General features: G+C 35.3%; 13 protein-coding genes. 4 read left to right on the top strand and 9 right to left on the bottom strand.

Translation table 11 applies throughout. The features are described 5' to 3' along the window. Positions 1 to 2 precede the first annotated feature (2 nt). Together I6L50_RS17105 and I6L50_RS17100 are read right to left on the bottom strand one after the other, a co-directional pair. A complete protein-coding gene (locus I6L50_RS17105; protein ID WP_219302141.1) occupies positions 3 to 386 on the bottom strand; it encodes a thiol-disulfide oxidoreductase DCC family protein in 384 nt (127 codons plus the stop codon). Between the two features lie 3 nt (positions 387 to 389). Continuing rightward, the gene (locus I6L50_RS17100) at positions 390 to 1,517 is read right to left on the bottom strand and encodes a conserved virulence factor C family protein (protein WP_219302140.1); all 1,128 of its coding nucleotides are present in this window, start codon (positions 1,515 to 1,517) and stop codon (positions 390 to 392) included. Positions 1,518 to 1,774: 257 nt separating this feature from the next. Here I6L50_RS17100 and I6L50_RS17095 point away from each other — a divergent pair, with 257 nt between their 5' ends. Then, a complete protein-coding gene (locus tag I6L50_RS17095; RefSeq protein WP_219302139.1) occupies positions 1,775 to 2,908 on the top strand; it encodes an FAD-dependent oxidoreductase in 1,134 nt (377 codons plus the stop codon). A gap of 144 nt (positions 2,909 to 3,052) precedes the next feature. Further along, positions 3,053 to 3,643 (top strand): TetR/AcrR family transcriptional regulator, encoded by a 591-nt coding sequence (locus I6L50_RS17090; protein WP_219302138.1) that lies wholly within the window; start codon positions 3,053 to 3,055, stop codon positions 3,641 to 3,643. Between the two features lie 49 nt (positions 3,644 to 3,692). Here the strand turns inward: I6L50_RS17090 and I6L50_RS17085 are convergent, their stop codons facing one another. The 5 genes from I6L50_RS17085 to I6L50_RS17065 all read right to left on the bottom strand — a co-directional run bounded on the left by I6L50_RS17085 (position 3,693) and on the right by I6L50_RS17065 (position 7,889). Further along, positions 3,693 to 4,031 (bottom strand): single-stranded DNA-binding protein, encoded by a 339-nt coding sequence (locus I6L50_RS17085; protein ID WP_002141572.1) that lies wholly within the window; start codon positions 4,029 to 4,031, stop codon positions 3,693 to 3,695. Positions 4,032 to 4,192: 161 nt separating this feature from the next. After that, the gene (locus tag I6L50_RS17080; RefSeq protein WP_061688393.1) at positions 4,193 to 4,447 is read right to left on the bottom strand and encodes a DUF4318 domain-containing protein; all 255 of its coding nucleotides are present in this window, start codon (positions 4,445 to 4,447) and stop codon (positions 4,193 to 4,195) included. A 95-nt stretch (positions 4,448 to 4,542) separates the two neighbouring features. Beyond that, positions 4,543 to 5,274 carry a Bax inhibitor-1/YccA family protein gene (locus tag I6L50_RS17075; protein WP_113937752.1) on the bottom strand — a complete coding sequence of 244 codons (732 nt, stop codon included), beginning with the start codon at positions 5,272 to 5,274 and terminating at the stop codon, positions 4,543 to 4,545. A 75-nt stretch (positions 5,275 to 5,349) separates the two neighbouring features. Continuing rightward, positions 5,350 to 7,245 (bottom strand): ABC-F family ATP-binding cassette domain-containing protein, encoded by a 1,896-nt coding sequence (locus I6L50_RS17070; protein WP_002127139.1) that lies wholly within the window; start codon positions 7,243 to 7,245, stop codon positions 5,350 to 5,352. Next, complete coding sequence (locus I6L50_RS17065) at positions 7,242 to 7,889, bottom strand: HD domain-containing protein (RefSeq protein WP_219302137.1); 648 nt, start codon at positions 7,887 to 7,889, stop codon at positions 7,242 to 7,244. The genes I6L50_RS17070 and I6L50_RS17065 overlap by 4 nt, the downstream gene beginning before the upstream one ends. A 109-nt stretch (positions 7,890 to 7,998) precedes the next feature. On the opposite strand from I6L50_RS17065, the gene I6L50_RS17060 reads away from it, so the two are divergent. Beyond that, positions 7,999 to 8,751 carry a hypothetical protein gene (locus tag I6L50_RS17060; protein WP_219302136.1) on the top strand — a complete coding sequence of 251 codons (753 nt, stop codon included), beginning with the start codon at positions 7,999 to 8,001 and terminating at the stop codon, positions 8,749 to 8,751. 232 nt (positions 8,752 to 8,983) lie between these two features. Here I6L50_RS17060 and I6L50_RS17055 read toward each other — a convergent pair whose 3' ends face one another. After that, a complete protein-coding gene (locus tag I6L50_RS17055) occupies positions 8,984 to 9,259 on the bottom strand; it encodes a stage V sporulation protein S (RefSeq protein WP_002035358.1) in 276 nt (91 codons plus the stop codon). Positions 9,260 to 9,790: 531 nt separating this feature from the next. Here I6L50_RS17055 and I6L50_RS17050 point away from each other — a divergent pair. After that, complete coding sequence (locus tag I6L50_RS17050; RefSeq protein ID WP_002127124.1) at positions 9,791 to 10,375, top strand: hypothetical protein; 585 nt, start codon at positions 9,791 to 9,793, stop codon at positions 10,373 to 10,375. 195 nt (positions 10,376 to 10,570) lie between these two features. On the opposite strand, the gene I6L50_RS17045 is transcribed toward I6L50_RS17050, so the two are convergent. Then, a complete protein-coding gene (locus I6L50_RS17045; protein ID WP_374108387.1) occupies positions 10,571 to 12,181 on the bottom strand; it encodes a lipase family alpha/beta hydrolase in 1,611 nt (536 codons plus the stop codon). Between the last annotated feature and the right edge of the window lie 194 nt (positions 12,182 to 12,375).

Below are 12,375 nucleotides of genomic sequence, written 5' to 3'. Positions count from 1 at the left end.
TCTCATTTTTTTGTAGGGATTTCACAAACCCCTTCACGACAGTGTCCAACTGGGACAAGTTTTCTATTGTTGGCAATATAATCGTATACTTTACTTCCAAATCCAAGTACGATAGATAGTTTTATAAAAGGTACTGCAAACCAATAAGATGGAACGGCCTTTGCTAATACGTTAATGCTATGAATTCCGTCATACCACTTATTATTTTTCAAAATATACAATCTTTGCTCCATCTTACTTTGTAATTCTTGAGAAAGTTCATACTTCTCAACTACATCTTCCTCTCGAAATGAAACAAATTTCATCTTACCCTTTTTATCTAATCTTTTCGTACGTTCTGCAACCGCCGTACACATCGGGCACCAACTATCATAGAAAACAATCATAAACTATTCCCCTTTACGAGACTCCGTCATTTGCTTCCATACTGATCCTTTTGCTTCTTCGCCGCCTTCAATACGTTCTAAAGCTAAACGTGCTTGCATCGCCACTTCAAACTCCGGATCATCTTCTGCTGCTTTTAGTGCCGGAATTGCACTTTCATCACCAAGTTCAAATAAGAACATTGCTGCACGCCAGCGTACTAATTTACTTGAATCTTTCAGAGATTTAATCATAACGAACATCGCTGCTGGATCACCTACATCTGATAAACAATCTCCTGCTGTACGACGAACACTTACTGAACGATCTAATAACGCTTTATATAATAACGGCAATACTCCATCACCTTTTACCATACCTAAATAAGCTGTTGCTAAACGGCGGATAGATACTTTCTCATCATCTAATGCCATTTTCAATACCATCATATCTTCTTCCGTTGGATCCATTTGTTCTAAAGCTGCAAAACGGTTTTTCCAGTCAGAATCTTTCATCATCGCTTCTGTTACTTTATATGGCTCACGCTTTTGAATCGTTACTTCAACAGCACCTGCTTGATTTAATAATTCTTTAACCGTTTCATTTACACGTTCTTCTGAATAAGCAGCAACAATTTCTTCTACTACTTCTTTCCCAATTTCTTCAAAATTACCGTAACGTGTACTTTGTTCTACCCATTTGCGCTCTTTCACAACGTTAGGTGCAGACATTTGCACTTTCATAATTGATTCTTTAAAACGATCTGGTAAGCCAACACGCTCTTCTGAGGTTCCATCTGTTAACTTCACTTGCATCGGAATTGTAAAGAACATTTGAACAAACACTTTCACTTCTCCAAAATGAGAAAGTTGTTGTTCTTCACTTTCTTCTACTACCTCTTCGCCGAAAACAGCACGAACTTGTTGTAATAAAACTTTCCAGTCATACTTCGCATTTCGCTCCACTGCTAAAAAGTCGGCTACATGATATACACCTTTAATGCCTTCAATTTTCAAAATTTCTTGCACTTGCATTGGTGCTTGTTCTTTATTTTCATTTGTATAATTATTACGCGCTCCTGATGGTAATACTTCATTCAAAATAACTTTCATTGTATTTGGACTTGGCGTCGGTTCAATTGCTTTGATCTTCACGTAAAAAACTCTCCTTTATTGCGTGTTCTTAGCTGTATTGTAACATGTTACCCCTCTATACTCCTACTCGGATGCTTAATTTTACTAATTCCTCTTCTACATTTTTAGAATTTCAATTATTTCTATTTTCACCTAATCGTTCCGGAACTATAGTTAAAAGTCTAATTGACAATAACAAAAAAAGGTATTAATCTCAACTCATAAAATGACCATGGTCATTTTATGAGTTGAGTCACTTAATTGTGGAGGGATAACAAATGAATAATGTCATGATTATAGGTGGTGGTATTGCTGGTCTTTGCGCAGCAATTTCCTTACAAAAAATAGGCTTAGATGTAAAAGTATATGACAAAAATATTGAAACTACTGTTGCTGGTGCAGGTATTATCATTGCCCCAAATGCGATGCAAGCACTTGAACCATATGGAATTTCTGAGCAAATAAAAAAATTTGGCAACGAAAGTGACGGTTTTAACCTTGTATCCGAAAAAGGAACTATATTTAGTAAATTGACCATTCCAGCTTGTTATCCAAAAATGTACTCCATTCATAGAAAAGATTTACATCAATTGCTACTTTCCGAACTACAAGAAGGTACTGTTGAATGGGGAAAAGAGTGCGTAAAAATAGAACAAAATGAAGAAAACGCCTTAAAAATATTATTTCAAGATGGTAGTGAAGCACTCGGCAATATACTCATTGCTGCAGATGGTATTCATTCTGTCGTTCGAAAACAAGTAACACAAAGTGACGGTTATCGTTATGCCGGTTATACGTGTTGGCGCGGCGTAACTCCAGCTCATAGTCTATCTTTAACAAACGATTTTATTGAAACTTGGGAAACAAACGGTAGATTTGGTATCGTCCCTCTCCCAAACAACGAAGTATACTGGTATGCGCTCATAAACGCTAAAGCTAGAGATCCCAAATACAAGGATTACACAACAGCAGATTTGTATAATCATTTCAAAACTTACCATAACCCCATCCCATCTATTTTAAATAACGCCTCTGACGTTGATATGATTCATCGTGATATTGTAGACATTATTCCAATGAAACAGTTTTTTGACAAACGCATCGTCTTTATTGGGGATGCTGCCCATGCACTTACACCTAATTTAGGCCAAGGAGCTTGTCAGGCAATTGAAGATGCTATTATTCTTGCTGAATGCATCAAAAATAATGCCCACTATCGCCAAGCATTTATAGAATACGAACAAAAAAGACGAGAAAGAATTGAAAAAATCTCAAACACTGCGTGGAAAGTTGGAAAAATGGCGCAAATAGAAAGTAAACCTTTAACTATACTAAGAAACCAAGCAATGAAACATATTCCGAAATGGATTTCTAATAGGCAAGCACATGAACTATACAGTTTTCATTTATGACAAACTCCAACGAAAAGTATGAACGGAATTCTCTCTATCCTTCTTTCAATTGTATTAAACAGTAAAATTAGGAGGCATGAAATAAGATTTCATTTGAGATACTCTAATAAACAGATATAATTGTTTGTATTAGGAGTCGATTATATGCTTAGAGAAACGAGAAAAAAAGAATTAAAAGAACTTATATTCCTAAAAGCAGTACAGCTCTTTCAAGAACGTGGGTACGAAAATGTAACGGTTCAAGATATTACTACTGCATGCGGGATTGCAAAAGGAACTTTCTTCAACTACTTTCCGAAAAAAGAAAACATATTATTATTTTTAGGTGATTCTCAAATTGAACTATGGAATGAAAGTTTAAAAACGTATGAAAATGTGGAACATCCAAAAGAACGAATCAAACTTGTTTTAGGAGACTTACTAGATCGCTTTACTGGACATGGAGAATTAATGAAGCATGCTGTTTTTGAAATTATTAAATCTAACTACTTAGTAGAAAATGAATTAAAAAGTATACAACAGCTACAAGAAAGTTTGTCTTCAATTATTACAGCAGCGAAAGAAACAGGAAAATTAAACAGTCAATGGGATATAAATATTATCACTTCTACTATTATGAGTACTTATTTTTATACACTCATGTCCCAATCCCTATTAAATTCTAATGAAACAAATCCGAAAAATATACTCAATCAACAGTTAGATGTTGTTTGGGAAGGTATCAATCAAAAATAATAGAGGGCTATGCTACAAAGCCCTCTTAACTTTTAATACTCTTTACATCTTATTGCGATGCCCCCTCCCTCCTTCTCTCCAGAAATGTAATGCTCTCAATCAGAACTTCAGTTCTATATACTCTCTTTCCTTGTTCATCATCGTAATTACTCGTATGAATACGCCCTGTAATCCCAACAAGTGAGCCTTTCGTACAATATTCTGTTACATTTTCAGCCGACCTTCTCCATACAACACAATTAATAAAATCTACTTGTTGCTCACCTAAACTATTTCGAAAACCTCTATTCACCGCAACACATATTCGTGCATAAGCGACACCTTGTTTTGTGTAGTATAATTCTGGCTCCTTTGTCAATCTACCGATTAATACAACTCGATTCATCATAAGTTATACCACCTCACATATTTTTCTTCATTGTAAAGAAAAATGTTGGAAGGGTAAAAAGCGCAAAATGATATGTTTGTAAGCAAAAATTATTACTTTATATCTTACAAATCAAAAAAAGAAACCCTACATAGTTTAAACATGTAAGGTTTCCAAAAATATTATACTTCACTGCAAGATATGTAATATCCTCCGCGGGCCATCTTTATTTCAGCGCGGTACATTACATTTTCTAAGTAGAAAGTAATCGGTTTAACTTTACTCTCAAATTTCAATTGTTCATTACATTCTGTCGCATGTCCTTCAATAGCTGAACGAATGACTTCTGCTGACGGATATGTTAAAGCGTTATCTAGTTCTATGAAAAAACTTTTAGAAAATAGTTTTTTCATAATCCCTTTTTTCTCTTTCATCATATTCCATCCCCCTTCAATTTAAGTCGCCAACATCCATATTTTCAATTTATTTTTAAAAACAAAAAAACCTGCACATTTCATGCAGGATTTTTTTATTAGTCATTTTTCGTAAAGTAAGAAACGAAACGAAGAATTTCTAAGTATAACCATACTAGCGTCATCATTAGACCCATTGCACTGTACCACTCCATATATTTTGGAGCTTGACTACGTGCGCCACTTTCGATTAAATCGAAATCTAGTAATAGATTTAATGCAGCAACTACAATAATAACTGCACTAATGATAATACCGATTGTACCGCCCTGGTGAATATATGGAACTGTAACACCGAACATGTTTAGTAAGAATACAATTAAATACATAACCATAATTCCCATTGTCGCTGCGATTACACCTGTGCGGAATTTATCAGTTACTTTTACTACGCGTGTTGCATACAACACTAGCATTGCAAATAGAATTGAAACTGTTAGTAAGACAGCGTTTAAAACGATAGTATCGCCAAATTTCATTGTATAAATCGCTGAAATACTCCCTAATACAACCCCTTCTACCGTTGCATAGATTGGCGCACCGATAGGTGAAATGCGCGGGAAGAATATAGACGCAAATGCGACGATTGCCGCAATAACTAAAGCGCCAATTAATACTGGCATCTTCATCGTACCTTGCGTCATCTGTATGTATGAATAGACAGACGTTGCAAGCAGCAAGATAAGCATGATAAACGTTTTGCCTACTGTTCCGCCAATAGTCATCGCAGAAGTATTTGCTCCCTCTTTACGGAATGCCTCTTTTTTCAACATTGGATTAGATGTTCTCATTTTTTCCCTCCTAAAATAGGTTCTACCAATAGTGTAAAGTTTTTCTCTTTACTTTTCAATATATGCAGCTTGTTTTTATTTTAATCCTTCAACGATGTCGGATAGTTCACTCCATCGTTCCATCGTTTTTTCTAGCTCTTCTTCTATCTTCTGCCCTGCTTCAGATAATTCTTGGGCCTTTGTGAAGTCAGATCCAACATTCGTAAGTTCTTCTCCAATTGATTCAAGTTTCTCTTCTAGTTGTGCAATTGTATCTTCAATTGTTTCCCATTCACGCTGCTCATTGTAAGAAAGTTTACGTTTACGTTGTTGTTTCGGAGCCTCTTCTACTACTTTTTTCTCCTTTTGAACTTCTGCTTTCTCAATGAGTTCTCTCGTTTTTTCCATTTCTAAATACTCTGTATAACTACCTAGGAATTCACGCACTTCGCCTTCGCCAGTAAAGATGAACAATTCATCTACTACTTTATCTAAGAAGTAACGGTCATGCGATACAGTTAAAACGACACCTGGGAAATCTTCTAAATAATCTTCTAGCACTGTTAATGTTTGTGTGTCTAAATCATTCGTAGGCTCATCAAGTAATAGTACGTTTGGTTCTCCCATTAAAATACGCAATAAATATAACCGTCTTCTTTCGCCACCAGATAGTTTACCAAGCGTTGTTCCATGTGAATGCGGTAGGAATAAGAAACGTTCTAGCATTTGAGATGCGCCAATTACTTTTCCGTCTGTCGTATGAATAACTTCCGCAATTTCTTTAATGTATTCAATCATACGCTGGTTTAAATTCATCTCTTCATTTTCTTGCGTATAATAGGCAACTTTTACAGTTTGTCCTACTTCAATTTCACCACTATCAGGAGAGAATTTTCCTGCAAGCATATTTAATAGTGATGATTTTCCGCTTCCATTTGCTCCGATGATTCCGATACGATCACCAGGCTTCACAATATGATTAAAGTTATGTAATACTGTTTTATCACCAAATTTTTTCGTTACATCTTTTAATTCAAGTACTTTCTTTCCTAAACGACTTCCACTTAGTGCAATATCAACTGATTGCTTCGCTGCTGGTCCTTCTTGTCCCTTCAGCTCATCAAAACGCTGAATGCGCGCCTTTTGTTTCGTAGAACGGGCTTTTGCACCACGGCGAATCCAAGCAAGTTCACGACGATATAAATTTTGGCGTTTTGATTCTTGTGCCGATTCTTGCTCTTCACGAAGTGCTTTCGCTTCTAAAAATGTACTGTAGTTTCCTTCGTAGCTATACAGTTTACCGTTATCTAATTCAAAAATACGGTTTGTCACACGATCTAAGAAATAACGATCATGGGTTACAAGTAATACCGCACCTGTATATCTTGCTAAATATTCTTCTAACCATTCAACTGTCTCATGGTCAAGATGGTTCGTAGGCTCATCCAAAATTAATAAATCAGGTGTTTCAATAAAACATTGCGCCATTGCAATACGCTTTTTTTGTCCACCAGATAGGTTTCCAACAGTTGCTGTAAAATCAGTAATTCCTAATTTCGTTAATAACGATTTTGCATTCGCATTTGCTTCCCATGCACTCATCGCATCCATACGTTGCTGCACTGCAAATAATTGTTCCTGTACTTTTTCATTACTTGGATCTTTTTCGATATTTAATAACGATTGTTCATAATCACGAAGAAGACGAATTAAAGGTGTATCACCATGGAACACTTGCTCTAATACTGTTAGTTTTTCATCAAACTCTGGTTGCTGTGATAAATAACTAATTGTATATCCGCGTGAATGCGTCATATCACCTGTATCAGGAGTTTCTAATCCTGCAATAATTTTTAATAACGTTGATTTACCAGTACCGTTTACACCGATAATTCCGACACGTTGTCCTTCTGTAATACTACATGATAATCCATCAAATAACGGTTTTTCTCCGTATGATTTCGATAAGTTCTCCACAGTTAACATTTTCATATTTGTGCATTCCACTCTTTCATAAATTGTTCAATAAACTGTTCCATATAACGATGACGAACTTCAGCCTCTTGTTTTGCTGCGTTCGTGTTCATTAAATCTTTTAGTTTTAAAAGCTTTTCATAAAAATGATTTAAAGATGGATCATTATTTTTTCTATATTCATCTTTCGTCATCACTTCTCGAGGAGGGATAGTTGGATCATACATTAATCTCCCTTTCGCTCCTCCGTATGCAAACGTTCGAGCTATTCCAATTGCACCAAGAGCATCTAAACGATCCGCATCTTGAACAATTCTACCTTCAAGTGACTCAACTGTGCCACCATGACCGCCCTTATAAGACATATTGGCGATGATACGAAGAACATGCCTACTTTCCTCTTCTTCAACACGTAACTCTTCTAACCAATCAGAAACTTTTTTCATTCCTGCTTCTTCACTCTCATTTAACTTCTCATCTGCTACATCGTGAAGTAATGCTGCCATTTCAATTATAAAACGATCTCCCCCTTCTTGCTCGGATAAAGAAATCGCCAATTTATGTACGCGTTCAATATGATACCAATCATGCCCACTCGCATCTTTTTCTAAAATATGCTTTACGAAAGTTATTGTTTTTTGTATTTTTTCTTGTTTTATCATTTTATCTTCACCCAGTTACTTATTGTAACACGCCCGCATTTTTTCATCACATATTTTCTTGTCCGCCCATACACTAGGTGGTAGGCATCATTATGAAGGAGGAATAAAAATGTTCTATAATAACCAACCGCCTTACCCACAACAACCTCTTTATCCTCAACATCAGGAACAAAGATATGCTGAACAATATGAGGAGCAAGAGACACAACATCAAGAGCCACAATACGAACAAAATCCATACGCAACACCGCAAAATCAAGAAACTGAATATCCTCAAAACCCTTATGACACACGTCCAAATTATGAATATCCTCAAAATCCATATGCATCACCACAAAATCAAGAACAACAATATCAGCAAAATCCATATACAGCACCGCAAAATCAAGAACAACAATATCCTCAAAATCCATATACAGCACCGCAAAATCAAGAACAACAATATCCATATCCAACTCAGCCACAACAACCACAATACCAACAACAAATGTATCAACCCAACTACGACGCACGTGTCTCACCACCTAAACCACCAACAATTGATCCGACGCAACCACAAATTTTACCACCTGGGCCGACTTTAGATATTACACAACCACAAATTTTACCACCTGGACCTATTACAGAACCAACGCAACAACAAATCCAACAAGTTGTCGGTACACAGTTTTTACCTTTAAAGAAACCTGTACTTGATTTCGTAAAACCTTGGGTAGATTACGGCTTGAATGAAGCGAAACATACATCACACAAACATGCTTTAACAGAAGTTGCTGCGATTATGTTCTTAGTTGGTAAAGGATTCAACCCAACGATTGCTCATTATATTGTAGAATCTTGGGAGAAGAATGAGCAGTTTTAGAATTGTTGATTTTAAAAAACATAAAAACCTCAAAAATGCCAAATCCCTTATGTCACAAAGGATTTGGCATTTTTAAGTTTCTAGAAAAACCCGCTAAATATAAAGAGGAATTAAAAGTCATAAATCCGGTCCAATACTGTATCCACGCCTAAGGAACTGTCAAATGAAATAACGTGTCTAACTTTTTGGAGTCTATTGACCTTTTCAAATCCCCTTATATTAATGCTCACTATTAAGACCTTCTCCTTCTAGGACCTACAATTAATTTGATTGCTGTTCTTTCTTGATTATCGATAGTAACCTCTTGAAACGCTGGAACAAGCACCAAGTCAATGCCACTTGGAGCTACAAAACCTCTTGCAATCGCAATTGCTTTAATCGCTTGATTTAAAGAACCAGCTCCAATCACTTGGATTTCTACTTTGCCACTTGCTCTTAGTACACCGGCTATTGCACCTGCCACTGAATTCGGACTTGATTTTGAGGATACCTTTAATATATTTTCCATGTACGTTGCTCCCTCTATTATTTAATCTCTCTTTTCTTACTGTTTGAAATATAACTAACGTATCTTTAACTACTATTCAAAATAAATACAAACAATTCTGTATAATTACATTCATTCGATATTTTTTGCCTTCTTCCTGCACAACTACATAAATAAAAAGCGACGACTAAGTTAAAAACTTAATCATCGCTTTATCCATTTCTCTGTTTCACTAAAATGCTGTCCTTTAAATACTTCTCTTCTTTACTTTGGCGATATACTATCTTAAAGTTTAAATACTTCAACATTTTAAAACCTTGGATAGAGTTATCTGCTAAATATTCATCCTTTTTCTTTTCCAAAATTTATCACATAGAATATTCTAACTCCATTTTTTTGAAAACTATATCCCCTCATTAGAGTACTTTATATTATGCCAGTTTTTTATCCTAAATCTATTACCTTATATATGGACAAGTATACACGCCAATTGCTTTTCGATTGCATAAACTACTATGTGTTATACATTTATTAATAATAGGAGGTAATATATTGGGTTCATACTATCATTCTTCAAGTTCGTATAAAAGATCTTCATGCCACTCTTCTTCTAGTTCATATAAAAAATGTTCGTGCCATCAATCTTCCAGTTCGTATAAAAAATGTTCATGCGACCATTCACATAAATCATCTAAGCCTGCTTACGGCACTTTTTGGCAAACTGAGTTTATAACTGTTCCTTTTGGCGGTTCTTTTCCGTTTAATCACGTTGGCCCTTTAGCAGGAGGAGTTTCCTTATTAAATCCGACTACTATACAATTTAGTAAAGCTGGTGATTATAGAATTTCTTTCATTTCAAGTATTAACACTACGTTAAATCCTGTATTTCCCCATATTCCAGTCATAACTATATTTTTAAATAATAATCCACTTGCTAATAGTCAAGGTGATTTCGCTTTTCAAATGAATACTTCATCAAATAACGAATGCCTTCAACTAGTTGGCGAAACTATTGTTACGGTGCCTGCTAATTCAACTCTTCAACTTAGAAATAATAGTGGTTTCAATCATCAAAGTATTGTAACTTGTGATAATGGTATAAATTCAGTTGAATTAACAGTTACAAAACTAAGTTAATACTATTCCCTCACATTCAGATACTAATTTAGTATCTTTTTTTATTGCATAACGTTTTTTTGATTCCTATCGTCCTCTTATACAACATAAACTCCCATTTCACTTTTCTATTCATCTAATAAACATGAAAAAGTGCCGAAATCCTTCTGCCACAAGAATTCGGCACTTTTTTTATTAAAACCGATTCATTCTTTCCTACTTCTCCACATAAACCGATTTAACTATCGTACGATTATAAGGTTGTCCTTCCTTATTCATTCCTTTTATATCAATTGTAACGTTATATACACCCGGCTGTTCTATATTTTTCAAAGCACCTGTAAATGTAGTTGTATTAATGTTTTTCGATTCATTTGATTCAGAAACTAATTTTCCATCTTTATTAATTACTCGTACTGTTACTGAAAGATCGCCTTTCATTTCTGGAGCTACAGGTGATTTTTTGAGTTTATACTCTGCTTTATTTACTTTAACCTTTGCCGGCATTTGAAGGACAAACGGAGCATCTTTTTTGTAATCGGTCACGATTAAATATGCATCTTTCTGCTGCTTCGCCATCATTTTAACTTGCCATTCTCCTTCTTCCATTTTATCAAATTTAAATGTTCTTATAGTCGCTCCTTTAAAGAAAGATTCACCTTCACCAGTAGATACAGCACTATCTTTATTTGTATAAACTTTTCCTTTTGGAGATATTAGTTGTATTTCTACATCCGAAGAAGCTGTTAAAACAGAAATTACCCCTTCTGCCTTTTTATCAACTGCGATAGTTTGCCCTACCCACTCATTTTGTGACAACTCTCCTCCTAAAATAGATTGATTAGAAGTTGTGTTTAATTGTTCTACCTTATCCTCTGAACTATTACTCGGGGCTAATAAAGCTGGTACTGGTACATTTACTGTCCGTAAATATGGTTCAATTCGTGCGAAAACAGCTGAACCTTTTCGGATATTATCATGATCAAACCGTGAATCTGTAAATAAATGTGTTCCATATGGTAACTTAGCACTCCATTCATTCACTAACCCATCATTAGAACCGTATGATGACAAATACAACCCGCCCATAGATAATGCTGAAAAAACAGGTCCCCAGCTTGTCCCAGTAGCCGTATAGTAACGGTTTAATTTAGCTGCAGGATTATTATCTATTGTAGAACGAAACTTTGCCATTTCACCTATTTGTAATGAATATGTCCCATCATCTTTTTGTCCTAATATAGAGGCAAGCCATCCTGCCCACCAACTATATGATAAATCTGCTAAATTGGATCCGTAATGCGGAGTGGCAAGCGTAATAACATTTCCAACAAATCGATTCGCTCCATATCCAACTAACGCAGCTTGTGTATCAATACCACCTTTACTGTGAGCTACAATATTTACTTTTTTGCCAAAATGATTATAAATCTCTTCAAGCTTTTGTGCTAACAATTTTCCATTGTCCCATTGGCTAGCTGATCCTTTCCCCGCGGCATCATATAATTGAATAAATACAGTTTGATAGCCTGCTTTCAAAGCATAATCGTACATATCATTCATCTCATGATATACTGTCTTTCCATACCAACTATCCGCATTACCATTTCTTCCTTGTACAAAGAGAATTGGTGGTTTATTCTCATCATAATTAGCAGGCTTCTGGCCTAAAAACCATTCTCCAGGAGTAAATACTTCTTGATTTGGAAAGCCAGTCTTAAGCTCTGTTACAACCTCCGCGTGTACATTTGCACTAAAAACCAGCGGACTCATAAAACAAAGTACAATAAATAATGCGATACTCCTTTTCATAATTCCCATTAACATCCCCCTTTTTCTCCTGAAAGAAAACGCTACCATTCCGTTGAACACCAATTGTTTTAAATTCCATTTAATCAATTACTTTTACGTTACAATATAATAAGAAATTAATAGCCGCATTCCTTTCTTATCAAACGTTATTCTCTCAACATTTCTTCATTCCTTTTTACAATAAGCGTTTTGAATATTTCTCAATAAAG

This window comes from Bacillus sp. FDAARGOS_1420, assembly GCF_019344915.1.
Taxonomy (GTDB): domain Bacteria; phylum Bacillota; class Bacilli; order Bacillales; family Bacillaceae_G; genus Bacillus_A; species Bacillus_A mycoides.
Note: the sequence above shows the minus strand (reverse complement) of the source record. Positions and strands in the feature narration are given on the sequence as shown.

What these genes read in the sequence shown, in the direction of transcription:
- I6L50_RS17105 (WP_219302141.1), bottom strand. Translation starts at nt 386, where the DNA reads ATGATTGTTTTCTATGATAGTTGGTGCCCGATGTGTACGGCGGTTGCA.
- I6L50_RS17095 (WP_219302139.1), top strand. Translation starts at nt 1,775, where the DNA reads ATGAATAATGTCATGATTATAGGTGGTGGTATTGCTGGTCTTTGCGCA.
- I6L50_RS17090 (WP_219302138.1), top strand. Translation starts at nt 3,053, where the DNA reads ATGCTTAGAGAAACGAGAAAAAAAGAATTAAAAGAACTTATATTCCTA.
- I6L50_RS17085 (WP_002141572.1), bottom strand. Translation starts at nt 4,031, where the DNA reads ATGATGAATCGAGTTGTATTAATCGGTAGATTGACAAAGGAGCCAGAA.
- I6L50_RS17080 (WP_061688393.1), bottom strand. Translation starts at nt 4,447, where the DNA reads ATGATGAAAGAGAAAAAAGGGATTATGAAAAAACTATTTTCTAAAAGT.
- I6L50_RS17075 (WP_113937752.1), bottom strand. Translation starts at nt 5,274, where the DNA reads ATGAGAACATCTAATCCAATGTTGAAAAAAGAGGCATTCCGTAAAGAG.
- I6L50_RS17070 (WP_002127139.1), bottom strand. Translation starts at nt 7,245, where the DNA reads ATGAAAATGTTAACTGTGGAGAACTTATCGAAATCATACGGAGAAAAA.
- I6L50_RS17065 (WP_219302137.1), bottom strand. Translation starts at nt 7,889, where the DNA reads ATGATAAAACAAGAAAAAATACAAAAAACAATAACTTTCGTAAAGCAT.
- I6L50_RS17060 (WP_219302136.1), top strand. Translation starts at nt 7,999, where the DNA reads ATGTTCTATAATAACCAACCGCCTTACCCACAACAACCTCTTTATCCT.
- I6L50_RS17055 (WP_002035358.1), bottom strand. Translation starts at nt 9,259, where the DNA reads ATGGAAAATATATTAAAGGTATCCTCAAAATCAAGTCCGAATTCAGTG.
- I6L50_RS17045 (WP_374108387.1), bottom strand. Translation starts at nt 12,181, where the DNA reads ATGTTAATGGGAATTATGAAAAGGAGTATCGCATTATTTATTGTACTT.